Origin of the sequence: Gilliamella sp. G0441, assembly GCF_050589305.1 — a bacterium.
Taxonomy (GTDB): Bacteria; Pseudomonadota; Gammaproteobacteria; order Enterobacterales; family Orbaceae; genus Gilliamella.
This window is the reverse complement of record NZ_JBNRJF010000008.1, coordinates 1-26,582: the sequence shown is the minus strand read 5'-3', so window position 1 is coordinate 26,582 and position 26,582 is coordinate 1. Positions and strand designations below refer to the sequence as shown.

Here is a 26,582-nt window from a genome sequence, read left to right as displayed (position 1 = left end):
CGAAAAAGTTACTAAAATTATCGCTGATAGCGAATAATAAATCCAGTATCCTATTATTATAAATATTCGATTATGTATCTGTAGTGCGTTTGAATGCGTTTTTTACTATTCAAATATTTATGTCGTTAACTTCGATTATTTATCGGAATCAAAAATTAACTTTGGCAAGAGATGTCAATTGTACTCTTAAAATTAAATATTTATTATTTTTATTATATATAAAGAGTTAATAGTATAATATCAATTCACTAACAAATTAAATTTGGGGGAAATAATGTTTCGTATCGTTCCATATCAAGCCTGTTATCAATCGGCATTTAAATTGATTAATGAACAATGGATTCAAACGTATTTTGTGATGGAAGATTCCGATTATAAAGCATTAGACAATCCCCAAGAATATATTTTAGATCGAGGTGGATATATTTTTATTGCTTTAATAGATGATCAACCTGTAGGCAGTTGTGCATTAATTAAAATGCATGATAGCGAATATGATTTTGAATTGGCAAAAATGGCTGTTTCACCTCAAGCACAAGGTAATAAAATAGGTTATCATTTAGGACAAACAGCATTAAATCAGGCTAAAAAATTAGGTGCAAAAAAAATTTATTTAGAAAGTAATACTATATTAGCGCCAGCAATAAAGCTTTATCGTAAATTGGGATTTACTGAAATTAAAGGTATCGCATCACCTTATCAACGTTGCGATATTCAAATGGGATGTCAACTATAAATAGAGTAAGCATCCAATAAGAGATGAAATACCTATGAATCACAAATTCAAAATGAGTAAGGCAACATTATTAAAATAGCGCGGATTATCATTTTTCGCTATGTGAATTTTTAGGTATAGTGATTTATGATTTACAGATTAATGAAAGTAATGCTATAACAAAATAAAAAGGTTACTAAATTTGCTTTGGTAACCTTTTTGATTTTAATAACAAAATTATTGTCCAATACGACGTGTTAATTCGATAACACGCATTTTAGCTAAAGCTTTTGACAATTCAGCAGAGGCTTGTGCAAATGACATATCATCACTTGGGTGATTAATATGTTCTTGGGCACGTCTGACTGCTTCTTGTGCTCTGGCTTCATCTAAATCTTCGCCTCGAATAGCCGTATCAGCTAAGATTGTTACTATATTAGGTTGAACTTCTAATATACCACCCGATAGGTAGATAAATTCTTCTTCACCATTGGGTTTCACAATACCCACCATACCTGGTTTAATGGTAGTAAGCAGTGGCGTATGACCCGGGTAAATACCGAGTTCACCTTCAATACCTGTGACTCTGATTCGCTGAACATCACCCGAAAATAGGTGAGATTCAGCACTAACAACTTCTAATTGATAGGAAGTTAGTGCCATAATACTATCTCCGTTCAATGAATCTCTTACAGAGATTTCGCTTTTTCAATCGCTTCATCGATTGAACCAACCATATAGAATGCTTGTTCAGGAATGTGATCATAATCACCATTCATGATACCTTTAAAAGCACTGATTGTATCTTTTAATGGCACATATTTACCCGGTGAGCCAGTGAACACTTCGGCAACGAAGAATGGTTGAGATAAGAAGCGTTGAATTTTACGTGCACGAGCCACGGTCAATTTATCGTCTTCTGATAACTCATCCATACCAAGAATAGCGATAATATCTTTTAATTCTTGATAACGTTGTAAAATTGATTGCACGCCTCGTGCACAATCATAGTGTTCTTGACCAACAACCAATGGATCTAATTGACGACTGGTTGAATCAAGTGGATCAACCGCAGGATAGATACCTAATGAAGCGATTTGACGACTTAATACGATTGTTGCATCTAAGTGAGCAAAGGTTGTCGCTGGTGATGGGTCTGTCAAGTCATCGGCTGGTACGTATACGGCTTGAATTGATGTAATTGAACCAGTTTTAGTCGATGTAATACGTTCTTGAAGGATACCCATTTCTTCGGCTAATGTTGGTTGATAACCTACTGCTGATGGCATACGACCCAATAGTGCCGATACTTCTGTTCCGGCTAAGGTATAACGATAAATATTATCGATAAATAAGAGTACGTCTTTACCTTCATCACGGAATTTTTCAGCCATTGTTAATCCTGTCAACGCTACGCGCAAACGGTTTCCAGGTGGCTCATTCATCTGACCATAAACAAGCGATACTTTATCAAGTACGTTTGATTCTTTCATTTCATGATAAAAGTCATTACCCTCACGAGTACGCTCACCAACACCTGTAAATACAGAGTATCCAGAATGTTCGATAGCGATGTTACGGATTAACTCCATCATGTTAACGGTTTTACCTACACCTGCACCACCGAAAAGACCGACTTTGCCCCCTTTTGCAAATGGACAAATTAAGTCGATAACTTTAATACCGGTTTCAAGTAACTCAGTTGAGTTAGCCAGTTCTTCATAGGTTGGCGCTGCACGGTGAATAGCCCAGCGCTCTTCTTCGCCAATTGGACCTGCTTTATCAACAGGATCACCAAGTACGTTCATAATACGACCTAGTGTTTTAGTACCTACCGGTACTTCAATGCCGTGCCCTGTGTTGACGACTTTAAGTCCACGTCTTAAACCATCAGATGATCCCATTGCGATACAACAAACAACGCCACCACCTAATTGTTGCTGAACTTCCAGAACTAATTTTTCGGCGCCAGTTTCCACTTCTAATGCATCATATACCTTTGGTACTGCATCTTCTGGGAATTCGACATCAACCACCGCACCGATGATCTGGACAATCTTTCCAGTAGCCATTTTTATTCCTCTACGTCTTTTTCTTAACTATAAGCCAATATATTTAGCATTAACCTGAAACAGCAGCTGCGCCCGATACAATATCAATCAATTCATTGGTAATCGCACCTTGACGTGCTTTGTTATACACAATCTGTAATTCATTGATTAAATTTGCACCATTATCGGTTGCTGCTTTCATGGCCACCATTCTTGCTGCTTGTTCACTCGCTAGATTTTCTACCACAGCTTGATAAACCTGTGATTCAATATAACGACGTAAAATCACATCTAAAAGCGATTTAGCATCAGGCTCATAAATATAATCCCATGTTGAAGCAGTGAGTTTTTTATCTTCTGAATGTGGTAATGGTAATAATTGCTGAATAGTCGGTTTTTGCGACATGGTATTAATAAATCTATTCGTTGCGATATATAATCTATCAATTTTCCCATTGTCATACGACTCAAGCATCGTTTTTACTGGACCTATCAAATCAGATAATTCTGGTTCATCACCTAAATTAGTCACTTGGGTTAAAATGTTTGTTTTTACTGATGAGAAAAACGAAACCCCTCGTGAACCAATTAATGCGACATCTGCTTCTACACCTTTTTCCTGCCATGCTGACATATCAGCAACGACAGTTTTAAAAAGATTGATATTTAAACCACCACATAAACCACGATCGGTTGAAATAATAAGATAACCAACTCGTTTTACATCCCTTTCTTCTAAATAAGGATGTTTGGCACCTATTTGAGCTAACGCTAAATGTCCAATTACTTCACGAATCATTTCGGCATATGGACGAGAAGATGCCATTCTATCTTGCGTTTTACGCATTTTGGAATTGGCAACCATTTCCATTGCTTTTGTGATCTTTTGCGTACTTTGGATACTGGCAATTTTCGTTCTGATCTCTTTTGCATTAGCCATTTGTTACCTCACCCTTACCAAGTTTGAGTTGATTTAAAGCTATCAAGCATTGCTTTTAACTTACTTTCAATCTCATCATTGTAATTGCCTGTCTCGTCAATCTGTTTAACAAAATCGGCATATTGACTATGCGCATAAGCTAGTAGTGCTGCTTCAAATGGTAAAACCTTAGCGAGTTCAACATCTTCAAGATAACCACGCTCTGCTGCATAAAGAACAATTGATTGTTCAGCAACTGTCATTGGTGAGTATTGCTTTTGTTTCAATAATTCAGTTACTTTTTCACCATGACTTAATTGGTTTCTTGTTGCTTCATCTAAATCAGATGCAAACTGAGAAAACGCCGCTAATTCACGATATTGTGCAAGGGCTGTACGAATACCACCAGATAATTTTTTCATTATCTTAGTTTGTGCAGCACCACCTACACGAGAAACCGAAATACCCGGGTTAACCGCAGGACGGATACCAGAGTTAAACAAGCTGGTTTCTAAGAATATCTGACCATCAGTAATTGAAATTACGTTAGTTGGTACGAACGCTGAAACGTCACCAGCTTGGGTTTCAATAATCGGTAGAGCCGTTAATGAACCTGTTTTACCTTTCACTTCACCTTTGGTGAACTCTTCAACATACGCTTCGTTAACACGTGCTGCACGTTCAAGTAGGCGAGAATGTAAATAGAATACATCACCCGGATAAGCTTCACGCCCAGGTGGACGACGAAGTAACAATGAAATTTGACGGTAAGCAACCGCTTGTTTAGATAAATCATCATAAACAATTAATGCATCTTGACCACGATCACGGAAGTACTCGCCCATTGCACAACCTGCGTACGGCGCTAAGTATTGTAATGCCGCTGATTCAGAAGCGGATGCAACAACAACAATGGTATTTTTTAGTGCACCATGTTCTTCAAGTTTACGTACAACGTTGGCAATGGTTGATTGTTTTTGACCAATGGCAACATAGATACATTTAACACCTGAGTTACGTTGGTTAATAATTGCATCGATTGCTAATGCGGTTTTACCGGTTTGTCGGTCACCGATGATAAGTTCACGTTGACCACGTCCGATAGGAATCATTGAGTCAACGGCTTTATAACCGGTTTGTAATGCTTGGTCAACCGATTGACGGTCGATAACACCAGGTGCGACGACTTCAACAGGAGAAAAACCATCATTTTGAATTGAACCTTTACCGTCGATTGGTTCACCAAGGGTATTAATAACCCGACCTAATAGACCATCGCCGACAGGTACTTCTAAAATACGACCAGTACATTGTACTTTCATCCCTTCGGATAGATCTTCGTATGGTCCCATAACGACTGCACCGACAGAATCTCTTTCAAGGTTTAACGCCATTGCGTAACGATTTCCGGGTAGTGAAATCATTTCACCTTGCATGACATCGGTTAATCCGTGGATTCGAAGGATACCATCACTTACCGATATGATGGTTCCTTCATTGTGAGCGTTACTCACAATATTGAACTGAGCAATACGCTCTTTAATTAGTTCACTTATTTCAGTTGAATTTAGCTGCATTATCAGTCCCCTTAAGACTGTAGAGCGTCATTTAATCTTGTTAAACGCCCTCTGATACTACTATCAATAACCATATCGCCCGTACGAATAATAAAACCAGAAATGAGCGATGGATCAATATGACATTTTAGTTTTACTTTTCGTGATAAACGTTTTTCGACAGCGATAGAAATCTTATCAAGTTGTTCGTTAGACAGTGCTTGTGCCGAAATGACATCGACATCTGCTTGCGCTTCTCTTTCTGAACAATATTGTTCAAACAGTGTAAGCACTTCGGGAAGAAGTGATAACCGTTTGTTTTCAGACATAATCTTAATAAAATTAGTACTAAACTCATCTAATACATCTTGACAGATATTGATGAGTAAATTAGCAACCGAATCGGCTTTCATGTCAGATGTCAAAATACTGCGAATTTGCTCGTTTTGACTAACTTCAGATGTTAACACTAACATTTTATGCCAAGTTTCGATGTTATTTTTTTCTACCGCAAACTCAAAAGCAGCTTTAGCATAAGGGCGAGCAATTGTAATTAAGTCTGCCATTGCTCTAGTCTCCTTATAATTCAGCTACGAGTTTATCAATGATGTCGCTATTTGCGGCTTCATTAACAGAGCGTTCAATAATTTTTTCTGCACCAGCAATAGCAAGTGTAGCGACTTGTTGTTTAAGCTCTTCTCTAGCTCGTTTACGTTCAGCCTCTACTTCAGCAAATCCTTGCGCAACAATTCGTTCTTTTTCTCGAATTGCTTCTTGTTGTGCTTCTTCAAGAATAATTGCTTTGCGTTTATTGGCTTGCTCTATAATTGCATTAGCCTCAACCTTAGCCTGTTGCATTAAGTCAGATGTATTTGCTTTGGCTAATTCCAAATCTTTTTTTGCTGTTTCTGCTGAAGCAAGTCCATCAGCTATCTCTTTTTGACGTTTTTCAATCGCAGCGATAACAGGAGGCCAAACAAACTTCATACAGAACCAAACAAACAATACAAATGTTATTGCTTGGCCGAGGAGAGTTGCGTTCATATTCATGAGACGATTCCTCTTAAATTTTTATTAGCCGGCTACAGCAAAGATGATATAAAGCGCAATACCCACACAAATCATTGGGATCGCATCCACTAGCCCCATAACAATGAAAAATTGAGTTCGTAACATAGGGATTAATTCCGGTTGGCGAGCTGCCCCTTCTAAGAATTTTCCACCTAATATACCGATACCGATTGCGCCACCTACAGCAGCTAATCCCATCATTATGCCTGCGGCTACATATAAAATTTCCATTATATACTCCAGTTTAATATAAAAAATATTGAAATTAATGTTCTTCTGTTGCCGATGCCATTGCTAAATAAACGATCGTCAACACCATAAAAATAAAAGCTTGTAATGTAATAATTAAAATATGGAAGATGGCCCACGGTAAGGATAATACCCATTGTGACCACCAAGGTATTAACGCCGCAATTAAGATAAAAATAAGCTCACCAGCATACATATTACCAAAAAGTCGTAGGCCTAAAGATAGTGGTTTAGCTAATAGGCCAACAAGTTCAAGAACTAAATTAATTGGTGCTAAAGCCCAATGATTGAATGGATGAAGGGTGTAATCTTTAATAAATCCTGAAATTCCTTTGTACTTGATAGAATAGAAGATAATTAAGATAAATACGCCTAAAGCCATTGACATAGTAATGCTGACATCTGCAGTTGGCACTACTCTTAAATGGGATAGACCAAGATATTGGCCTGCGTAAGGAAGAAAATCAACAGGGATTAAATCCAATAAGTTCATTAAGAAAATCCAAATAAACACAGTTAACGCTAATGGCGCAATGAGTTTATTTTGACCAGTGAACATGTCTTTGACAGTATTATTAACAAATTCAAAAATCATCTCGACAGCACACTGTAATTTACCTGGTACTCCACTTGTTGCTTTTCTGGCAACACGATGAAAAATCCATAAGAAAACAAAACCCATTAAAATTGAAAAAAATAATGAATCGAGATTAAAGGTCCAAAATCCTGAACCTATTTGTAAGTTTTCAAGATGGTGCTTGATATAAGCTTGTGGCGAAGCCGGAGAGGAAACTGCCATATAACCTTCTTACTTATTCCTAAAAATAAAAACATATTACAATGTTTTGTCTATATTAAAAGGTATAGACAATCGCTGTAATAACCCTAAGCTACTAATTTAAACTCAATTACCTATATAAAGTCAAGAAATTATTAAAAAAACAAATAATTTGCATGAATTTAAATAATTTTATGTAAAGAATGCTGTTTGTTATTAATATGTTTATTAATAAATTATTTTTAATAATATCTTTACTATATCACATTAAAAATTTTATTTTTTAGCTTTAATAGCTTGTGCAATCTGTTCGGCTAATTTTACCACCACTGATTCATCAATTCCTTCTACCATTACTCGTATTAGTGGTTCAGTCCCTGATTTTCGTATTAACACTCGGCCATTTTCCGCCAGTTTTTTTTCTGCGCTCTCAATAACTGATTTTACCGTTGAATCGTTTAGTGGATCGTTTTCACCTGATGTACGAACATTAATTAATATTTGAGGTAGCATCGTCATTCCACTACATAAGTCAGCTAATGACATATCGTTGCGAACCATAGCACTTAAAACTTGTAGACCAGCAATAATTCCATCGCCAGTTGTTGTTTTGTCTAATAGCAAAACATGACCTGAGTTTTCAGCCCCTAAACGCCATTTCTTCTCAATAAGTTTTTCAAGGACATAACGGTCACCAACTTTAGCACGAACAAAAGGTATGCCAAGGTTTTTTAGTGCTATTTCAAGTCCCATATTGCTCATCAATGTACCAACAACACCACCTTGTAGTTGACCTTGTCTGAGTGCTTCGCGAGCAATGATATAAATAATCTGATCGCCATCAATTTTTCGACCTTCATGGTCAACCATTATAATGCGATCACCATCCCCGTCTAATGCAAAACCTAAATCTGCTTGTTCATCAATAACTCGTTTTGACAATGCTCTGACATCAGTAGCACCACAATTTTCATTAATATTTACACCGTCAGGTTCACAGCCAATTTTGATGACTTTTGCGCCTAGCTCACGCAATACTTTTGGCGCAATATGGTAGGTTGCGCCATTCGCACAATCGACTACAATTTTCAGACCCGATAGACTTAGCTCATGATCAAAGGTGCTTTTACAAAATTCGATATAACGGCCTGCAGCATCCGTAATACGGCTCGCACGTCCTAATTGTTTTGATTCGACACAATCTATATTTTTTTCTAATTCTGCTTCAATTTCTAATTCAATTGAATCTGCAAGTTTTTTCCCTTCGGTAGAAAAAAATTTAATACCATTATCATAGAAAGGGTTGTGTGAAGCAGAAATGACAACACCCGCATCAGCTCGAAAAGTTCGAGTTAAGTATGCGATAGCAGGCGTTGGCATTGGGCCTGTAAAGGCAGCCGCAACACCGGCAGACGCGAATCCTGCTTCAAGTGCTGATTCAAGCATGTAGCCTGATATCCGTGTATCTTTACCAATTAAGACTTTTTTCACGCCGTCTTTAGCTAATATCCGCCCAGCAGCCCAGCCTAATTTAAGAGCAAAATCCGGAGTAATAGGGTATTGCCCAACTTTACCTCGAATACCATCCGTACCAAAATATTTTCGTTCAGACATCTTATTTCCTCATATTAAGGTCTAACTCTTGATAAATCTGTTAGTATTTTATTGCATAAATTTCGTTTTTATCTTGTATAAATAGTGAAGATAATATGTATGTTTAAATTTAAAACTATTCTCTGTTGTCATTGGCAAATTTTAATAAAACTTGGCTTTCTTTGATAAAGCGTTGTGCATAAGGACCAAACCATTTTGTAACTTGATTAAAATTCTCAACAAATTTACCTTTGTCGCGTTGCTCAATCAAGTTGACCATTTGCCCAAAACAATGATAATAACGTTTAATCAATTCAATATTATCGTCTGATGCCATAATAATATCGGCATAAAGTTCAGGGTCTTGAGCAAATAGCCTTCCGACCATCATTAATTCAAGGCGATATATAGGTGAAGATAACGCAATTAATTGTTCTAAATCTGCTTGCTCGCGTTGTAAATTAACCCCATAGGAAAAAGAGGTGAAATGGCGTAATGCTTGGATAAATGACATGCATTTGTCATGCTCTTTGGCACTTATAGCACATAAGTTTGCCCCCCAAATTCGCATTTGATCGATAAACCATTGGTATTTTTCTGGCTCTCTTCCTTCACAATACACTATAATTTGTTTCGCTAAATTAGGCACATCAGGACCAAACATAGGGTGTAAGCCAACGACAGGGCCTGGATGTTTTTCTAACATGGCTTGAAGCGGTTTTACTTTGATAGATGTAAAATCGGTTAATATACAATTTTTAGGTAGAGTAGGTAATTGTTGAATGATTTGACAGGTTTTATTTATTGGTACGGTCACAATAACTGCAGCGGCATCGGCAACTATCTGCGAGGCTTGATGCATAGTTTTTGAGCCTAATGTTTTTACCTCATAACCTGAAAGCGTAAATAATCGAGCAAATAATCGCCCCATTTGTCCATTGCCACCGATAATAACAATTGACCCTCGGCCTTTATAAACTTTTTTAAAACCTTTGTCGTTTTCACTAATATAAGACTCTCGCATTAGTCGCCGTAATATATCTTCGATTAGCGCCGGAGAAATACCTAAATTTTCTGCCTCTTGCCGTCTTTTCGCTAACATCTCAGCTTCACGCTTAGGATCATAAATTGGAATACCATATTTGCTTTTTACTTCGCCAACTTCTTCGACTAAGGCTAATCGCTGAGTAATGAGTGATAAGATTGATTTATCGACCTCATCAATTTTATCGCGTAGTTTAAGTAATTCCGTTGTCATATTCGGTGATTCCTTTATCACAAATGGTAGCTTTTACTGTAATAGCTTAACAGTATATCGTATTTTTGATAGCATGGTTAAATCTAAACATCAAATCGAATATAATAAATTTATCATGAAAGTTATCTCATTTAATATTAATAGCCTGCGTGCACGCATTCATCAGTTAGCCGCAATTATTGATAAACATCAGCCCGACATTATTGGTTTACAAGAAACCAAAGTTCACAATGATCAATTTCCTGTCGAAGAGTTAGCACAATTTGGTTATCACTTACATTATCATGGTCAAAAAGGGCATTATGGTGTTGCGTTATTAACCAAACAAAAACCAATATCAGTGCAGTGTGGCTTTCCAACCGATAGTGATGATGCTCAGTGCCGTTTAATTATGGCAGAGTTACCGACCAACCAAGGAAATTTAACCGTGATAAATGGCTATTTTCCGCAGGGTGAAAGTATGCATCATGAAGTTAAATATCCTGCCAAACGTAAGTTTTATCATGATTTGATTGATTATTTACGCCAACATCAATTGAGTAATCAGTTATCCTTGATAATGGGAGATATGAATATTTGCCCAACCGATTTAGATATCGGTATTTCTGATGATAGTCGTAAACGTTGGTTACGAACTGGTAAATGTTCATTTTTACCCGAAGAGCGGGAGTGGATGAGTAATTTAATGTCATTAGGCTTTATCGATACTTATCGTCATGCACATCCAACCGAGCAAGACTATTCATGGTTTGATTATCGATCTAAAGGTTTTGATACCTTTACTGGACTGCGCATCGATTTAATTTTAGCCAGTCAAAAATTATTATCCTATTGTCAGCAAACTGGCATTGATTATGATATTCGAGCCATGGACAAACCGTCTGATCATGCACCAATTTGGGCAGAATTCGATTTAACATAAATTTTTAGTATCATTAAGAAGGATGAGTACATGTTGAATAATTCGATTTTATCGGTAAAAGATCTTAATCAAATGGTCAAAGATCTACTTTCTGATGCGATTGGTCAAATTTGGTTAGTTGGCGAAATTTCGAATTTTTCTCGTCCATCTTCAGGGCATTGGTATTTTACGCTTAAAGATGATGCTGCCCAAGTGCGTTGTGCGATGTTTCGAAATAGTAATTTTCGAACGGGGTTTACACCACAAAATGGGCAACAAGCTTTAGTTCGAGCGATGGTGACATTGTACGAAGCTCGTGGAGAATATCAATTAGTCATTGATAAAATGCAACCGGCTGGTGCAGGATTACTGCAACAAAAATTTGAGCAATTAAAACAAAAACTATCTGATGAAGGACTCTTTGATCCTATCTATAAAAAAAGTTTACCAGAAAATATTCGTACTGTTGGTATTATTACCTCAGCAACTGGGGCGGCATTGCATGATATTTGTCAGATTTTAAAACGCCGGGATCCCAGTTTACAGCTAATCATTTATCCGACCCAAGTTCAAGGTACAGAAGCTGCTGGTCAAATAGCCAAGATGATCCAAATAGCAAATGCACGTCAAGAGTGTGATGTGTTGATTGTCGGGCGAGGCGGTGGATCGCTTGAAGATCTTTGGTCATTCAATGAAGAAGTGGTTGCAAGAGCGATATTTGCTAGTCAACTACCTATTGTAAGTGCAGTTGGACATGAAATTGACTTCACAATAGCTGATTTTGTTGCTGATGTGAGAGCAGCGACGCCTTCCGCTGCCGCAGAGCTTGTTAGTCATGACAATAAAGAACAGATTCGGCGAATTCAGATACAAGAACAACATTTATCGATGGCGATGGATTATTACTTAACAAGACAACGCGAAATATTGAATACATGGTTTCATCGACTTCAGGCGGAACATCCCCAAGCAAAGCTATCTCAACAATTAAATCGACTCATTACTTATCGACACGCGTTATATGAAAATATTCAGCAACATTTGCTTAAACTTACTAATCAATATAATCGATTAGATAGAAAATTATTGAGTGTTTCGCCAGAATATCACATCACGTTTTATGGTCAGACATTATATCAAAAGCAACAGCAACTGATTAATATGATTAAACAAAAATTAGCAATGTCGCAACATCAATTTGTTTTACAAACCTCACAACTTAATAATTTAAGTCCGCTGGCAACGTTGGAGCGAGGTTATTCAATTACTACTAACCAACATGATGTAGTAATTTGTAATAGTCAACAAGTGAAAGTGGGTGAATGTATCACGACAAGGTTAAAAGAAGGGATTCTAGTCAGTCAAATTACTGAGGTGAAATAAAATAATTAATTATTATGCTAAAAATCATAATACTAATCTTCAATTTTAAACAATAAAGTATACTGATTATTTTAATCAGACAAAATTGTCATTAAAATAGTAACGCAGTATATGATACTGCGTTAAAAATTTTTAATAACTAATAATATTTAAGCACATAAGAGAATAGACGATTTATGCATCCCCCAATAGGTATTGATTTAGGTACAACAAACAGCTTAATTTGTGTTTGGCAAGATAGTAAACCGACGCTGATTCCCAACGCAATTGGAGAAGTGGTAACACCATCAGCAATAAGTATTGATGAAGATGGCTCCATTTTAGTTGGTCGAGCAGCGTTATCACGATTAACAACTCATCCCAATCAGAGTGCATCAGCATTTAAACGTTTTTTAGGATCGAATAAAGTTTTTGAATTAGGCGATAAGAAGTTTACGCCAACAGAACTTTCTGCAATTGTCCTAAAATCTTTAAAAGCTGATGCTGAAGCTTTTCTAAAACAAAACATTCATGATGTGGTGATTTCTGTCCCTGCTTATTTTAATGATGAGCAGCGCAAACAAACCCGTTTTGCAGCTGAACTTGCTGGATTAAACGCGGTACGTTTAATTAATGAACCAACTGCAGCGTCCATGGCATATGGCTTGCATGATGAACAATCCGGTAATACATTAGTTTTTGATTTGGGTGGGGGGACATTTGATGTCACCGTACTTGAATATTCTATGCCAATTATCGAAGTCCATGCTTCGGCGGGCGATAATTATTTAGGTGGAGAAGATTTTACTCATGATATTGTTAAAGCTTGCTTAAGTGAATGGAATATTAAACAGCAAGATGTTTCAGCCGATGATTATGCCAGATTACTTGATTTAGCTGAACAGTTAAAATGCAAGTTAAACGGCGAACAGATGCAACACTTAACTTGGTTTTGGCAAGATAAAGAGTGGCAATTTGAGCTTAACGAAAATCGAGCTAAAATGATTTGGTTGCCATTATTAAATCGCCTTCGAGCACCGATCGAGCAAGCGTTAAGTGACGCTCGGTTGAAGCCGAATCAACTAGAACATATTGTGTTAGTGGGTGGTTCGTCTCAATTGGGCGTTGTGCGTGAACTGGTTACCAAATTATTTGGCAAATTACCTTATCGCCATATTAATCCGACCACTATTGTGGCACAAGGTGCTGCAGTACAAGCAGCTTGTCGATTGCGTAATAAAGATGTGGAAGAAGTTATTTTGACCGATGTTTGTCCCTACACATTAGGTATTGAAAGTGCGTCGGATAATGTTCATGGCTTATTTTCCCCCATTATTGAACGCAATACAATTGTACCAACTTCCAAAGTGAAGACTTTTTATACTAGTCGTCCACAACAAAAATTGATTTCTATAGCTGTTTATCAAGGCGAAAATCCACGTGTTGAAAACAATGTGTTAATTGATGAGTTTGAAGTTCCTTTGACGCCTATGGAAAAAAAACAAGGGATTGATATTCGTTTCAGTTATGATTTAAATGGATTATTAGAGGTCGATGTTGTGGTACTTGAAACAGGTAAGCAACACGGCAAGGTAATCGATCATAGCCCGATAGGGTTAACAGAACAACAAAAACAGGAAAGTCATGAACGTTTAAAATCACTGAAAATTCATCCCCGAGATCAAATGCAAAATCGTACATTATTAGCTAGATTGGAACGTGCATGGGCGCAATCACTTGGTGATGAACGTCATTTAATTGGATCTTATCTTGAAGCATTTCTTGATGTATTAAATCGTCAAAATCCAGATGAAATTAATGAGTTTCGTTGTGATATTGAGTCTGAACTTAAAGATCTTGATAGATAATTATTCAAAGTAGTATTTATAAACTTCTCCCCTTTTATTATTGATATAAAAGGGAAAGTTTATACACTAGTTTATCTATTCCTTCACAGGCGGTCCATATCGGTTATTTTTTTTATAACTAGGTTTCCAGAAAGGTATTAATATCAGTAAAAATAGGGTATAAATAATGAAGTAACTTGGTTCACCTAAATAACTATCATTTGCACGTCGTTTTAATGCGAAAACAATATTTATTCCCGAAATCATATAAGCAAATTTTGAAACTTCGTTATATATTGATGAGTCGGACAAATATCTATCAAGAAATAAGGCAGAAAAACCAATAATGAACAGACTATAAAAAATTTGTTTACAAAATCCTTTACGATTTGTTCGTCCATCTAAACGCCAAAATTGCCACCATTTATTTTCAGGTAGAGATAATGCATCAACTTGTTTTTGATTTTCACGATTTCTAGCTAAAAGTAAGGCGGCACATAAGCGTAATATCATATTATTGTCTGAATGATTTTTTAGCCCTTCTAACATCTCGATATCATCTTCTTCAATTAGACCACAGTAGTTGGCTAAACATTCTTCAAGATATATTATTCTAGCTGTTAGATCATTATGTTGATATTTATCTTTATTTACTGAAGATGGAAATAACGACAGTTTTTCGAGCGAATTTGCGATTTTTTGTAAATCATCATTATCACCTGCAATTTTATTTAACGTTTGTTGTAATTTCAGATTTTGTTCAGGTTTATATAACAAAATGGTATTTAATATCATTAAATAATAAGGGTTTTGATTGGCAAATTTGGTTTGCCACAATTGTTCGATTTTATTTTCGATATCTTTTAAATCAATTTTTTCAGGATAGTCTATATCAGATTCGATTGAATCTGGGTAATTGATTAAAATACTATTGATTAACCCACTATTATTATCCATTAAATTATAGAGCTCAGTTTTACTTTGCCAGTTTCCATATTTGAAAATATTAATCACTGGAAGCATTTGATCATCATCGGTTAATTTAAACGTATTATTTTCTTTTCGAAGATATTTTGCTGTTTCGTAGGGGTGATTAATTATAGCCATCGTTAAAATAAATTGACGATACCACTCCCAATAAACGTTTTTATCACACGATGAATCAGGCGGAGTTGGAAACTGGTAATAGTGTTCAGATTCTAAGAAAATAAACCAGTCAAACATCTCTATATTTGCATAACGCGAAAAATTATCAAGATGTTTTTTGGCACGCTCCGGAATGGCATCGAATCTATCCAACCATAAACGACCATAGTATTGTTCGTACCCATTCAAGTTAGGATCAAATTTATCTGGAATGGGCGTATTTTCATCACTATCATACAGCCAAGCTTTAAACTCCTGGACGGGTGGAATTTGTTCTAGCCATGTTAATTGTTGCTGAGCTTGGCGTTGTAAATTTTGTAGAATAAAATGCTCAAAGTCATCTTTACTCTGTTCATCAATAATTTGTTGTAATAAAGTTGGATTACCATGTCGTAACATAATGGCATGACGATATAAGCGATATAAACGATTAGTACCGTCATCAAGTAACAACAGTGCAAGAATTTGACGATAATTCCAACTTACATTTAACGACCATTTGATAAAACTCGCAATTTCAGGGGAATACTCATCAGGATCAATTTGTGCTAGTCGTGCAACCGTTGTTGCTGTTAACTGAGGAACTGCGTAAAGGTAAGTTTCTGATGTTTCTGCAGCGATACAATAAGAGTTATTCAATGCTATAATTAACAATGGAAAATAATCACTAGCATAATGTGAGCACCAGCCCGCTATCCAACTGGCTGCTTTTTCTTGATAATGACCTGAGTTATAAAGATCAAGCCAAGCCTGTAAAGACTCATGTTTTTTATCAAGCATAGTATATTGAATTGCTGCAATATATTTCCATTCGATATTGATATGTTCATCTTGATCATCTTGAGTGATGCATTTCAACGCATAATCTAATAAGGTTTGATTAGGTATTCTTGCAACGCAGTGCCAATTAGCAAATTGAAGCATTAAGCTTTTATCATTGGGTAAATAGATGACGGTATCTTGTGATAAAAAGTCATAAAGATCACTACTTCTACGTTCGTAAAATAACCATTTGGTATAATCGATATAATTTATCGTTGCATCTTGCAGAGCTCTGTTTGTGGTGGGTAACAGGGTATAGTCAAATAAATCTTCACTCTCAATATGATTTAAAAAGATATCATACTTTTCAGATTGATTGGGAGATTGTATTTTCAGTTGTTGGCGCCAACGCAAATTATCCGCTAACAGTTTGATACAAGCGTTTGATACATTGCTTGCTTCATAACTTATTTCTAATAGACGCCATTTTACCGAATCAATGATTGCCATTGGGTAATCGTAAAATGAACTAATAAATTTTTGCCATTCATCAGCGTTAAAACACCTTTTTGGATCATTCAAAAGTGCTTGATAAGCAGTACAAATTTCATTTTCTTTGATTTGTTTTTCTGTAAGGGGGTGAGTGACTGCTTGCTCTTGTGATTCTTGTTGTGATTGCCCATCCATTTGTTCGGTTGACTGTGCATACTGTATTGCAAACTCATAAGCTTCACGTAAAGCTTTAAATCCAATCGGGTCTGTTTCGGGATGATAGGAGGGTAACTTGGCTCGATAGGCTTGACGTATTGCGACGGTATCATTCGTTTTTTCTATTTCGAGTAGTTGCCAAATATGTTCATTCATAACCAATCATACTCCGTCAATGATTCTGGTTTTTCAAATTTTTCAATATCAATAAACCATGGTAACCGGTTAAAGGGTGCTTGTTTGTCTTCATATAAATTTGCCATGGATGTTACTTTAGATGGACGGGATAATTCACAGCGTAATTTTTCTAAATCGTCTTTAATCTGTAAATTATTCCAATATTGTAAACCAATAAACCAACTAACAAGGTAGTGTTGCCAAGAATGATAAAAGTATGTTGAACGTAACCCAATTCTATGCAAAATCCACAAACATTCCTCTTCAGTGACATATTTATTCGTCGTGCCAAGTCGTAAAAGATAAGCCATTCGGGCATAATCCCAACTACGAATTCCCGCAGTATTACAGATAGGAAATGTTTGCTCAACAAATGTAAGTATCACTTTATGATAGTCAGTTTGACGTTCATAAAAGCTGAGCCAATCAAATTCAGACAATTGAGAATATTTAGAATAGAATTCAGATAATAATGGTGCATGTCCATCATCAATCATGGTGAAAACGCAATCAAGTAAAGTTTCCCGAGAATCTATTTCCCAACTCTCTTTCAAATCTATAAAATCATCGTTAGGATAAAAAAAAGGTGAGGTATAGCTTGCTCCATATTTTTTATTTATTATTACCATTGGCGCTGACAAACCATATAGCCAATCAATATAATCCTGTTCCATATTAGCCTATAAAATATTAATACATAGTTTAACGTATAAAGATAACAGATTTTTTAAATAGACGTCAGTATGTTTTTCTTTATTTCGTTTGTTTTTTTTAAAAAACAATAATTATTATGAACAACAATAAAATTGTTTTGAAAATTACTGTGTGCAAGGCATAATAAAATCAATTTATTTTGTTATTATTTACATATTACTTAGTTATAAATGAAAGGAGTTATAATGAGAAAAATTGCCTTAACGGTAATATTAATGTCCAGCATATTAATGTTACAAGGCTGTGTTGCAGCTGTAATTGGTGCAGGCGCTACAGCTACAGCAAAAGTTGCTTCAGATCCTCGCACAACAGGGACACAAGTTGATGATACAACGTTGAATTCACGAATGGGTATGAAATTAAAAAATAATGCATCTGATTTTATAGGTGCCCATATTTCAACAAGTGCTTATGATGGTAATATTCTTTTAACTGGACAAGCGAATAGCGAACAAATCATGAAAGCTGAGAATCTTGCTCATGAAGTTGAAGGAGTGAAAAAAGTATTTAATCAGATTCGTATTGGTGAGTCTGTTGGTGGTACTACCATTACCAATGATGCATGGATCACAACGAAAGTTAAATCACAATTAGTATTAAATTCTAATACAAAAGCTAGAAACATTAAAGTCGTTACCGAAAATGGTGAAGTATTTTTGATTGGTATTGTTTCGCCAGAAGAGGGGAGAACAGCGGCGGAAGTTTCGAGTAAAGTTAATGGTGTGAGAAAAGTTATTACTTTGTTTACATATCCAAATAAGTAGCAGTTTTACAGAAAAGGGAGGGACAGTATTTCCCCCCTTTGTTTTTATTAATTAACCGATTGAATTCGTTCTATTAATTTATCTAATCCTTTTAGTCGAGATTGACTAAGCTCGTCGGTAATTTTAAGTTTACTTAATTCAAACTGAAAATCGATAGCATGAATTTGCTTCGCTGTTTTATGATTTGCAATGATAAGTAAAATTGCGAGTAACCCTTTAACAATTCGACCCTCACTATCACCTTGAAAAACAAAAGTATCATCAGCTTGTTTTTGAAAAGTAAGCCAAACTCGATTTTCACAACCATTGACTTGGTTATTATCCGTTTTTAAATCGGCTGGAAAATCAGGCAATTGTTTTGATAACGCAATGATTTGCCGATAACGATCTTGCCAGTTTTGTTGCTTCAATAATAATTCCGTTAATGTTTGCTGCGATAGCATAATATAGACCTATTTGTCGTTTACATAATGATAAATATTTAAAGTTAACAAAAGCTGGTGATAATACAATTAATCCAAGATTTGTATTGCATGTTGTAATGCATTTATAAAACGATCGATATCGTGTTTGTTATTATAAGGCATCAAAGAAAGACGAATGACACCTTGGCAACCTAGCTTTTGCATTAATGGTTGAGCACAAAGTTCACCAGTGCGTATTGCAATGTTTTGTTCACTTAATAAGATAGCAATATCATTATGATGAATATTGTGGATATTAAATGTGATGATTGAACTATTATTTACACTGTAAAATTGAATATTGGTTAGTTTACTAAGTTGTGATTTTGCATAATCGGCTAATTGTTCGGTATATACTTGTGCTTGATTAAAATCCCAACGTTTTAGCCATTCAAACGTTGCATTAAAGCCTAGCATTCCGGCGATATTGGGTGTGCCTGCTTCAAATTTATACGGATGTTGCTCAGGTATAAAGTGATCGAAAGAGACACTTTTTAGCATTTTACCTCCACCATGCCAAACGGGCATAGTCTCAAGCAAAATTTGTTTACCATATAATACACCGAGTCCTGTTGGACCATATAATTTATGCGCTGAAAATGCATAAAAATCAATATTAAGTTTATCAACATCAATGGGATGATGAACAATACCTTGAGCACCATCCACCACTAAAATGGCATTATATTGGTGAACGATTTGGCTAATCGCTGCTAAATCCGGACAAGATCCTGTCACATTGGACATTTGTGTAATGGCGACAATTTTTGTGCGTTCGGATAGAAGTGAAGTCAGATCATCAATGACCGATGACCATTTTATTACTTTGGCACCCGTTTGCTCTGCAACAATTAGCCATGGCAATAAATTGCTATGGTGCTCTAATTCACTGATAATAATCTCATCACCTGCTTTTAGCAAAGGTCGAGCGTAGCTTTGTGCAATAAGATTAATGGATTCGGTCGTACCACTTGTCCAAATAATTTCACTACTCGTTGGAGCGTTAATCCAATCAGCGACATTTTGCCGAGCTTGATTTATTATTTCAGTCACTTGTAAGGCATTAGGGTGCAAACTGCGTTTAACAGTTGCAGTATTGTGTGCATAATATTCCAGTGTCGCATCGATCATCGCTTGGGGCTTGAGTGATGTTGCGGCTGAATCAAGATACACGTTTTCATTGTTCAGAGCAGGAAATTCAGCTCTAAACTTTTGATGAGAAAACTTTTTACTGGTTAAGTTCAAGTCCTGCAATTCCATTCCAATACCCATTACAGTCTCGTTTATGCTCTATATGTAGCGGATTTAATCCTTCTTCGTTCGCTTTAAACTGTTTCACAATATCCAATGTTTCCAACCCAAGTGGTGAAATACGAACAATATCAACTAATCCTTTCATCTCTTTGAGTTGATTACCTAAATTATAGCAATAACCGCTTTGTGTTTGGATCCCATTTAGAACAAACACTTTTTGTTGTTCTTGTGAAAACACTTCACGCCCAACAGGGTATTTGATACAACATGTTTCGCATTTATCTTTGGGTTTATCTTCTGAACGTGCCGTAAAACAACGAGCTGAATAGGCTAACGGCAGGTAACCGTAACTGAAAACTTCAACGTCAAAATTTCGCTCGATATTGAGACTATCAAATTGATTTAGTACATTTGCTAACCAATCCCGAGAAAGTTCAACGGGCATACACCAACGTACCATACCTTGTTTTTGTAATAATTTTAACGTGTATGCGTTATAGCAATTAATTGCAGGGCCGGCAACAAAAGGTAATTTATTTTCTTGAGCGATATTAATTGCAGCTAAATCATTGGCTTCAATTAAAAAATCACCATTATTAACGAGTAATCTTAATTCATTTAATTCAGATGGAGCTTCAAGCAAAGCCAACGTTGAAAGCACCACTTGTTTACCTGATTTAGCGACTTCTTTAGCTAATTCAAGCCAGTTAGGGACTTTCATTTCACGGCGTTTAGTACAAACTGTTTCGCCCATATAAATAATATCGGCTTCACTTTCTTTTGCCGCATGATAAAAAGCTTCTGTTTCGGTTTTAGGCCAATAGTAAAGCACTGGGCCTAATGCATATTTCATAGTTTTGCTCACTATATTGATTTATGTTAGATCATTTATCAAATCATTTAAAATGATATTTTATTAAATAAATTCAATAATATAAATTAAAGTAATGCCACTTTATTTTTAATAAGTGTCTTTTCCAATAATATGAATTTAAAGTCTAAAATACTCATTATTGCCATTTACGGTGATAAGCACCCAATGTCGTTTGTGTTCCTTCCGACACAGAGCCTAATGTATCCATCCAATGTTGTTCAGCTTGAAATGATTGTGGGTTTGCTTTATAACGGTCAATTGCTTGTCGCCATACTTTGGTTACTTGCTCAACATAAGCTGGACTGCGTTGACGTCCTTCAATTTTGACCGATGCAATATTGGCAGCAAATAACTCGGGTAATAGCTCAATGGTATTTAAACTGGTTGGTTCTTCAATTGGATGATAAAGCTGTTCTCCAACAAAATAACGTCCTTTGCATAGGGTTGGATAACCGGCATTTTCACCTTTTTTATGACAATCAATCAATACGTTATTCAAACGAGATTCAAGACCTTTGTCGGTCTCTTCCCATCGCACAAATTTAGCTGGAGAACATGCCCCAACCGTATTAGGTGATTCACCTGTTAAATAAGACGATAAATAGCAACGTCCTTCAGCCATTATACATAAACTACCAAAGGCAAAAACTTCTAAAGGGACGGGAGAAACTTTTGATAACTGTTTAACTTGATGCATCGACAGAACACGAGGCAATACAATACGATGAACCTGAAAATTATTATAATAAAACTTAATTGACTCTTCATTGGTTGAAGAGGCTTGAACGGAAACATGGCGTTCAAGATTAGGGTACTTTTCGGCAGCATAATCAAGCATAGCAAGATCAGCAATAATTAACGCATCAGCACCAATGTTAGCAGCGGTATCAACTGCATGTTGCCAACGCTGAAAATTTTCAGGATGTGCAAAAGTATTTATCGCAATATGCAATTTTTTACCACGTTTATGTACATAATCAGCGGCTTCAATTAATCGCTTCTCATTGAAATTTAAACCAGCAAAATGACGCGCATTAGTATCATCTTTTAAACCAATATAAACGGCATCAGCACCATTATCGATGGCTATTTTTAGTGATGGCAATGAACCTGCTGGACAAAGAAGTTCCATAATAATTCCTAACTCCTGTTTTGTATTTGATACGCGTGTATTATGCAATAAATTATGTTCTAATGCGAATAGAAAGCGATTTTCTAAATGAAAAATTGAATTCAATCAGGCTACCTGTCACCATTACCGCAAAAAAGGCAAATTAATTGTTGAATTTGTAAAGTCGATCGCATCGATAAGAATATAATTAGTTTAATTCTTCCGATCTATGTCACAGAACTGAGCTAAATTGTTATTTGAACGTCACGCTTCTTTACTAGATAATATAAAGCTCTACACTATCTACTAATTTTTTATTGTTTGTTCAAGTGATACTAATTGATTGTTATCTTTTAAAAAGAAAAACTGATGTGTAAAATCATAACCAGCAACAGAAAACATCAGTAATGAAGGATACAAAAATTGACATAATGGTTTTTCTTTCATTGCATTTCTTACAGCCAAATTATATTTATCAAAATTTAATTGAAGTAAATTACCATCGATATATATAAGCTCTTGTTTGTCTGATAAATAATATAATGATTCATATAAATTTCTCCTCAATGTTTTTGAATAACTTCTTTTTTTCAATATTACCTTTAACATCAGAATAACTCATTAATTATGCCTTAGAATAGTTATCTTTATTTAAATAAATGATCAAAATAAGAAATAGTCATCACATTATAAGGATCCATAAAACCGTCATCATCAAAATCTATTGATAAAAAAACTATCAATTAATTTCGTAGAACAGCTTGTTGATGATATCCAATGCGATTTCACGGGTTACAGCATCTGCACCGCCGGCAATAATCCCTGTCACTATCGAGGATAGAATGATTATCAAGTACAAGACGAAGCACAGGGACTCAGCAAGGCTGGCTAAAAAGAAGGATGAGTAGATAATAAAACAAGCAGTAAAATTAATCAGCACAGATTAAAGGAATTGATGCACCGCAAACTTGCTAACAACAACTAACTTACACGGAGTTAACTATGGCTAAGAGATATTCTACGCTAAAATCAACCACAGACAAAGCACTGGCACCACAACACAATGAGCGATTTTATACCGTGGGTTACGTGCCACAAGGCACAAAACCTAACTCCAGAACACAAGTGATTATTAAAGGCAGGTGGCTGGAGCAGATAGGCTTTTATGTAGGTTGCCCTGTAATCATTAAAATGGAACAGTGCAAGTTGGTGGTTGAACTTGCGATGCAGTCCATAAGATAATAAGTAAGATCCAAACGGGTTAAATAGGGATTTTACTATGATTGATAATCCTCATATTCCCAAGCAAAGTACCTTGATAGTTTCTGAGCTGTTTCCAACCAAGTATCACAAGTACATTTTTCAATACATTTATTTATTGTGTCTTTTATTTCGTCAAGATCATATTTGCGAACTATTAGCATGTGACGAATTAATTCAGGTTCCCAAATACTTTTTGATAACCATTCAGGAGTACAGACCAATAGGTCGAAATAATCTGCTCCATTACTATCTGCTAGACCTATAGATAAATTTAATGTAATACTAAAAATATTACTTTCTTCTGGAAGATATGTTGCTGGGTCATAGTCTATTGAACCAACTGACTTTAATAAAACTTTCATCTTTTAATCCTTAATATTCAAATGTCCGTTGCCTACTTTTATTCTATTCCCATCAACATCGAACTTATATGTTTCAAAATTGGCCTGTGTTCCTGTTGTTGCAAATGGACTATCCTTACTTGATGGAGGCCTATATCCTCTAGTGCCATCAGCGCTAATCCATCCTCCGTTAGACGTTTGTTTAGCTCCTTCACCAACCCATTGCATCCCTAATTCGTTCGCTTCCGCAATAGTACCTGAGCCAATACCATAATTTAATTTTCCATTATGACCGTTAACTACAGCATTTAATCTAGGATCTTTTTTAGCTATGTTTTGTTGATTTTCATTTTTTACATGATCACCTAAATTACTACTTTCATTAGCTTTCTGGTTGGTAGCCTGATTATCCTGTATTTTATCATTAGTCTCTTTTGACCATTAAGGGGAGATGGCTGGTGCAATTCGGCTTTTATGTAGGCTGCCCTGTTATCATTAAGATTGAACAGGGCAAGTTAATTATTGAACTTGAAGCAAGTTTAAAAAGTAATAAAAGCTCCGCCGTTTAAATGCTCGTAGTAGCTTAGGCAATCATTCGTCGATAGTTGATATGTTAAATCGATATTTATCAGGAAGGCAGCGGGGATAACTATCCAATATTACTCCCCAAGGAGTAAATTCTAAATAAAATTTACCGCTATTCCATAAACAGAGCTTACAGAGAACAAATATTTCTTTTAAGTGATTACACATTTCATTGTCATTTTCAGAATGCGCCTCATCCAAAACGGTTTCAAGATCATCCATTAACATATTAATATCTTGGGGCTCTTTAAATACAGAAGATGAAGCATCATCAATATTCCATAGTATTTTAAATTTTCCTGACTCACCTTCTCTTTCTAAGTAACGCCCATTATTTTCGTGAAACGTTCGATATAATACTAAATCATCATCTTCATTATTTTCACGGATTTTTTTTAAATTAATCAGAGTCATAGTTATCCTTTTAAATTACAATTTACCCGGAAATGTGTTTATCAAATTCCCTTTCCTATCAGTGATAATAGTTATAACCGAAGTTTTATTTCCACTTTGATCAAAGCCTATTGGTTTACCTACATCCACTTGTCGTACAAATTTATTTGTTTCGACCTTTCCTCCTATTTGAATTGGATTATAAACAGGTTTATTAACAATATCAGGGCGTTGTAAAAGTGTTTTAACTTCATCATTTCCAATTAGAAAGCGACTTTTATTTGGAACAGAGCTATCAGCACCATGTTTCCCCATGGCATACTCAAAACCTCTAATTTTTCCATTATCATAAGTCACATTTGCAACATTGACCCGAGATTGTGCCACTCCAGGTAAATCTGGAGTCACAAATTTATTTTTATCTATAATGATTTGAGTTGCATTCGTTCCCTTTCCAGCATTAATCTCTTGTTCTTTTGCTACATGTTCACCAAATTTGCTACTTTCGTTGGCTTTCTGATTGGTAGCCTGATTATCTAGTATTTTATCCTTAGTCTCTTTATAATTTCCACCACCTTGCTCGACATTTCCTTTGCCGTGTTGCGTTTCTAAGGCTGTTTTATCTAATGGTTTGTTGGCATCCGTTCCCTTTCCAGCATTAGTTGAAACTTTTTTGATCAATGACTTGGTGCCACGAAATACATTACTTATTTTAGGTAAAGTTATTCCACCACCAATTACACCATGAGCTGTCATCATACCAGCCATATAATAGCCAGCCATCTTTTGTGCTTCCTCTTCGTTGAAACCCCAACCCTGATAAGTTTGCACCATACCATTATAGATACTACGTAATTCATTTGCTTCTCGTGAATTTGAGGTTCCATCTAACAAGTGTTTTATTTGTGAATAACCAACTTGGTGTTCTAATTTATTATAATAATAATCTACATAGGTTCCTAATGCATCATGAGCTTTTTGGCGCTCAGCATGGCATGCATCACTATTTACGTCAACACAAGCTTCTAATAAAGCATTTGTAGTGCTTTCATCTTTTATTTGAAGTTCTAATAATTTTAGCTTTTCTTCTTCAGTTAATGTTCCTTGTTTTTCTTTATATTCTAAACCGACTTTATCTTGATGATCTGATGAACTTAAATAATTATTTTCAACCGCATTTTTACCTGCTGCTACACCCGTGCTGACATCACCGACATCACCGCCCACACTGGCTACAGCCAGTCCGGTGGCAAGTTGGGCCAGGGCACTGATGTTTTGTTTTTCAGCTTCGGTTAAGTCCTTAACTTCCTTACCATAGAGCTGCTTGCGAATGATATCCGCAGCAAGTTCACCGGTTACGGCACCGACACCGCCGGCTAGTCCTGAGTTGCCTTGTAGTTCAGCTACCACCGCACCCAAAATCGCATGAGAAATTAAACGGGCAGTTTCATTATCTCCTGTATGGATTTTTATCTGCTCCGCTATCCACGGCGCACTGGCGCCAGCCAGTCCGCCCGTGATGTCACCGGTGATAATGCCGGTAATTATTGAGACCGCTGAGTCGACACCTTTACTAAAATCATTGCCCATTTTGCCGTCAGAAGACGCTTTACCCGCATCTTTATGAATGCTTTGCTCTAACTCTTTAACCTGACTACCTAACTCTTTTAAACTGTTTACAATTTGTTGTCGGTCCAACTCTTTTTGTTTATCAAAAATAGGTTTA

At 35.9% G+C, this 26,582-nt stretch carries 28 protein-coding genes; 7 read left to right on the top strand and 21 right to left on the bottom strand.

The genetic code is table 11. From position 1 onward, the window contains the following. Positions 1–274 precede the first annotated feature (274 nt). Positions 275–736 carry a GNAT family N-acetyltransferase gene (locus tag ACKJXD_RS08100; RefSeq protein WP_220216300.1) on the top strand — a complete coding sequence of 154 codons (462 nt, stop codon included), beginning with the start codon at positions 275–277 and terminating at the stop codon, positions 734–736. Positions 737–952: 216 nt separating this feature from the next. Here the strand turns inward: ACKJXD_RS08100 and ACKJXD_RS08095 are convergent, their stop codons facing one another. The 10 genes from ACKJXD_RS08095 to tyrA form a co-directional block, all read right to left on the bottom strand. Then, on the bottom strand, positions 953–1,378 hold the full coding sequence (locus tag ACKJXD_RS08095) for a F0F1 ATP synthase subunit epsilon (protein WP_220216301.1): 426 nt from the start codon (positions 1,376–1,378) through the stop codon (positions 953–955). A gap of 26 nt (positions 1,379–1,404) precedes the next feature. Further along, a complete protein-coding gene (gene atpD, locus ACKJXD_RS08090) occupies positions 1,405–2,787 on the bottom strand; it encodes a F0F1 ATP synthase subunit beta (RefSeq protein WP_065558531.1) in 1,383 nt (460 codons plus the stop codon). A 49-nt stretch (positions 2,788–2,836) separates the two neighbouring features. Continuing rightward, positions 2,837–3,706 (bottom strand): F0F1 ATP synthase subunit gamma, encoded by an 870-nt coding sequence (atpG, locus tag ACKJXD_RS08085; RefSeq protein WP_065558532.1) that lies wholly within the window; start codon positions 3,704–3,706, stop codon positions 2,837–2,839. 14 nt (positions 3,707–3,720) lie between these two features. Continuing rightward, positions 3,721–5,262, bottom strand: a complete 1,542-nt coding sequence (gene atpA, locus ACKJXD_RS08080; protein ID WP_220216303.1) for a F0F1 ATP synthase subunit alpha — start codon at positions 5,260–5,262, stop codon at positions 3,721–3,723. Positions 5,263–5,273: 11 nt separating this feature from the next. Next, on the bottom strand, positions 5,274–5,807 hold the full coding sequence (gene atpH / locus ACKJXD_RS08075; RefSeq protein ID WP_430876023.1) for a F0F1 ATP synthase subunit delta: 534 nt from the start codon (positions 5,805–5,807) through the stop codon (positions 5,274–5,276). A 13-nt stretch (positions 5,808–5,820) separates the two neighbouring features. Then, entirely contained in the window at positions 5,821–6,291 is a 471-nt protein-coding gene (gene atpF / locus ACKJXD_RS08070; RefSeq protein ID WP_430876022.1) for a F0F1 ATP synthase subunit B, read from the bottom strand. A gap of 24 nt (positions 6,292–6,315) precedes the next feature. Continuing rightward, entirely contained in the window at positions 6,316–6,543 is a 228-nt protein-coding gene (gene atpE, locus ACKJXD_RS08065; RefSeq protein ID WP_370632135.1) for a F0F1 ATP synthase subunit C, read from the bottom strand. Positions 6,544–6,577: 34 nt separating this feature from the next. After that, complete coding sequence (gene atpB, locus ACKJXD_RS08060) at positions 6,578–7,360, bottom strand: F0F1 ATP synthase subunit A (RefSeq protein WP_430876021.1); 783 nt, start codon at positions 7,358–7,360, stop codon at positions 6,578–6,580. Positions 7,361–7,615: 255 nt separating this feature from the next. Next, a complete protein-coding gene (gene glmM / locus ACKJXD_RS08055) occupies positions 7,616–8,953 on the bottom strand; it encodes a phosphoglucosamine mutase (protein ID WP_220216306.1) in 1,338 nt (445 codons plus the stop codon). 115 nt (positions 8,954–9,068) lie between these two features. Beyond that, positions 9,069–10,190, bottom strand: coding sequence for a bifunctional chorismate mutase/prephenate dehydrogenase (gene tyrA / locus ACKJXD_RS08050; protein WP_430876020.1), 1,122 nt, complete (start codon positions 10,188–10,190; stop codon positions 9,069–9,071). A 115-nt stretch (positions 10,191–10,305) separates the two neighbouring features. Between tyrA and xthA the strand changes: the two genes are divergently transcribed. The 3 genes from xthA to ACKJXD_RS08035 all read left to right on the top strand — a co-directional run bounded on the left by xthA (position 10,306) and on the right by ACKJXD_RS08035 (position 14,321). Further along, positions 10,306–11,112 (top strand): exodeoxyribonuclease III, encoded by an 807-nt coding sequence (gene xthA / locus ACKJXD_RS08045; protein ID WP_430876019.1) that lies wholly within the window; start codon positions 10,306–10,308, stop codon positions 11,110–11,112. 30 nt (positions 11,113–11,142) lie between these two features. Continuing rightward, the gene (xseA, locus tag ACKJXD_RS08040) at positions 11,143–12,474 is read left to right on the top strand and encodes an exodeoxyribonuclease VII large subunit (protein ID WP_430876018.1); all 1,332 of its coding nucleotides are present in this window, start codon (positions 11,143–11,145) and stop codon (positions 12,472–12,474) included. A gap of 176 nt (positions 12,475–12,650) precedes the next feature. Beyond that, positions 12,651–14,321 carry an Hsp70 family protein gene (locus ACKJXD_RS08035; protein WP_411599289.1) on the top strand — a complete coding sequence of 557 codons (1,671 nt, stop codon included), beginning with the start codon at positions 12,651–12,653 and terminating at the stop codon, positions 14,319–14,321. Positions 14,322–14,396: 75 nt separating this feature from the next. Here ACKJXD_RS08035 and ACKJXD_RS08030 read toward each other — a convergent pair whose 3' ends face one another. Both ACKJXD_RS08030 and ACKJXD_RS08025 read right to left on the bottom strand, forming a co-directional pair. Next, positions 14,397–17,072 (bottom strand): hypothetical protein, encoded by a 2,676-nt coding sequence (locus ACKJXD_RS08030; RefSeq protein WP_430876017.1) that lies wholly within the window; start codon positions 17,070–17,072, stop codon positions 14,397–14,399. Then, positions 17,069–17,767 (bottom strand): DUF1266 domain-containing protein, encoded by a 699-nt coding sequence (locus tag ACKJXD_RS08025; RefSeq protein ID WP_294829639.1) that lies wholly within the window; start codon positions 17,765–17,767, stop codon positions 17,069–17,071. Before ACKJXD_RS08025 ends, ACKJXD_RS08030 begins: the two co-directional genes overlap by 4 nt. 225 nt (positions 17,768–17,992) lie before the next feature. On the opposite strand from ACKJXD_RS08025, the gene dolP reads away from it, so the two are divergent. Beyond that, a complete protein-coding gene (gene dolP / locus ACKJXD_RS08020) occupies positions 17,993–18,571 on the top strand; it encodes a division/outer membrane stress-associated lipid-binding lipoprotein (RefSeq protein ID WP_220216313.1) in 579 nt (192 codons plus the stop codon). A gap of 47 nt (positions 18,572–18,618) precedes the next feature. On the opposite strand, the gene ACKJXD_RS08015 is transcribed toward dolP, so the two are convergent. The 5 genes from ACKJXD_RS08015 to ACKJXD_RS07995 all read right to left on the bottom strand — a co-directional run bounded on the left by ACKJXD_RS08015 (position 18,619) and on the right by ACKJXD_RS07995 (position 22,883). Beyond that, on the bottom strand, positions 18,619–19,014 hold the full coding sequence (locus ACKJXD_RS08015; protein ID WP_220216314.1) for a SufE family protein: 396 nt from the start codon (positions 19,012–19,014) through the stop codon (positions 18,619–18,621). Between the two features lie 69 nt (positions 19,015–19,083). After that, a complete protein-coding gene (csdA, locus tag ACKJXD_RS08010; protein WP_430876016.1) occupies positions 19,084–20,295 on the bottom strand; it encodes a cysteine desulfurase CsdA in 1,212 nt (403 codons plus the stop codon). Further along, the gene (locus tag ACKJXD_RS08005; RefSeq protein ID WP_220216316.1) at positions 20,264–21,142 is read right to left on the bottom strand and encodes a U32 family peptidase; all 879 of its coding nucleotides are present in this window, start codon (positions 21,140–21,142) and stop codon (positions 20,264–20,266) included. The genes csdA and ACKJXD_RS08005 overlap by 32 nt, the downstream gene beginning before the upstream one ends. Before the next feature lie 157 nt (positions 21,143–21,299). Continuing rightward, entirely contained in the window at positions 21,300–22,295 is a 996-nt protein-coding gene (gene ubiU, locus ACKJXD_RS08000; protein WP_255556881.1) for a ubiquinone anaerobic biosynthesis protein UbiU, read from the bottom strand. A gap of 285 nt (positions 22,296–22,580) precedes the next feature. Then, positions 22,581–22,883 (bottom strand): hypothetical protein, encoded by a 303-nt coding sequence (locus ACKJXD_RS07995; protein WP_430876015.1) that lies wholly within the window; start codon positions 22,881–22,883, stop codon positions 22,581–22,583. Between the two features lie 393 nt (positions 22,884–23,276). Between ACKJXD_RS07995 and ACKJXD_RS07990 the strand changes: the two genes are divergently transcribed. After that, positions 23,277–23,516 (top strand): SymE family type I addiction module toxin, encoded by a 240-nt coding sequence (locus tag ACKJXD_RS07990; RefSeq protein ID WP_430876014.1) that lies wholly within the window; start codon positions 23,277–23,279, stop codon positions 23,514–23,516. A 35-nt stretch (positions 23,517–23,551) separates the two neighbouring features. On the opposite strand, the gene ACKJXD_RS07985 is transcribed toward ACKJXD_RS07990, so the two are convergent. Further along, positions 23,552–23,899 carry an immunity 8 family protein gene (locus tag ACKJXD_RS07985; protein ID WP_065798698.1) on the bottom strand — a complete coding sequence of 116 codons (348 nt, stop codon included), beginning with the start codon at positions 23,897–23,899 and terminating at the stop codon, positions 23,552–23,554. A gap of 3 nt (positions 23,900–23,902) precedes the next feature. Continuing rightward, entirely contained in the window at positions 23,903–24,106 is a 204-nt protein-coding gene (locus ACKJXD_RS07980) for a hypothetical protein (RefSeq protein WP_430876013.1), read from the bottom strand. A 206-nt stretch (positions 24,107–24,312) separates the two neighbouring features. Between ACKJXD_RS07980 and ACKJXD_RS07975 the strand changes: the two genes are divergently transcribed. Beyond that, positions 24,313–24,447, top strand: coding sequence for a SymE family type I addiction module toxin (locus ACKJXD_RS07975; protein WP_416379837.1), 135 nt, complete (start codon positions 24,313–24,315; stop codon positions 24,445–24,447). Positions 24,448–24,469: 22 nt separating this feature from the next. On the opposite strand, the gene ACKJXD_RS07970 is transcribed toward ACKJXD_RS07975, so the two are convergent. Together ACKJXD_RS07970 and ACKJXD_RS07965 are read right to left on the bottom strand one after the other, a co-directional pair. Further along, positions 24,470–24,877 (bottom strand): hypothetical protein, encoded by a 408-nt coding sequence (locus tag ACKJXD_RS07970; protein WP_267360383.1) that lies wholly within the window; start codon positions 24,875–24,877, stop codon positions 24,470–24,472. Between the two features lie 15 nt (positions 24,878–24,892). Continuing rightward, the coding region (locus ACKJXD_RS07965) for a VENN motif pre-toxin domain-containing protein (RefSeq protein WP_430876012.1) at positions 24,893–26,582 on the bottom strand (1,690 nt) is incomplete at its 5' end.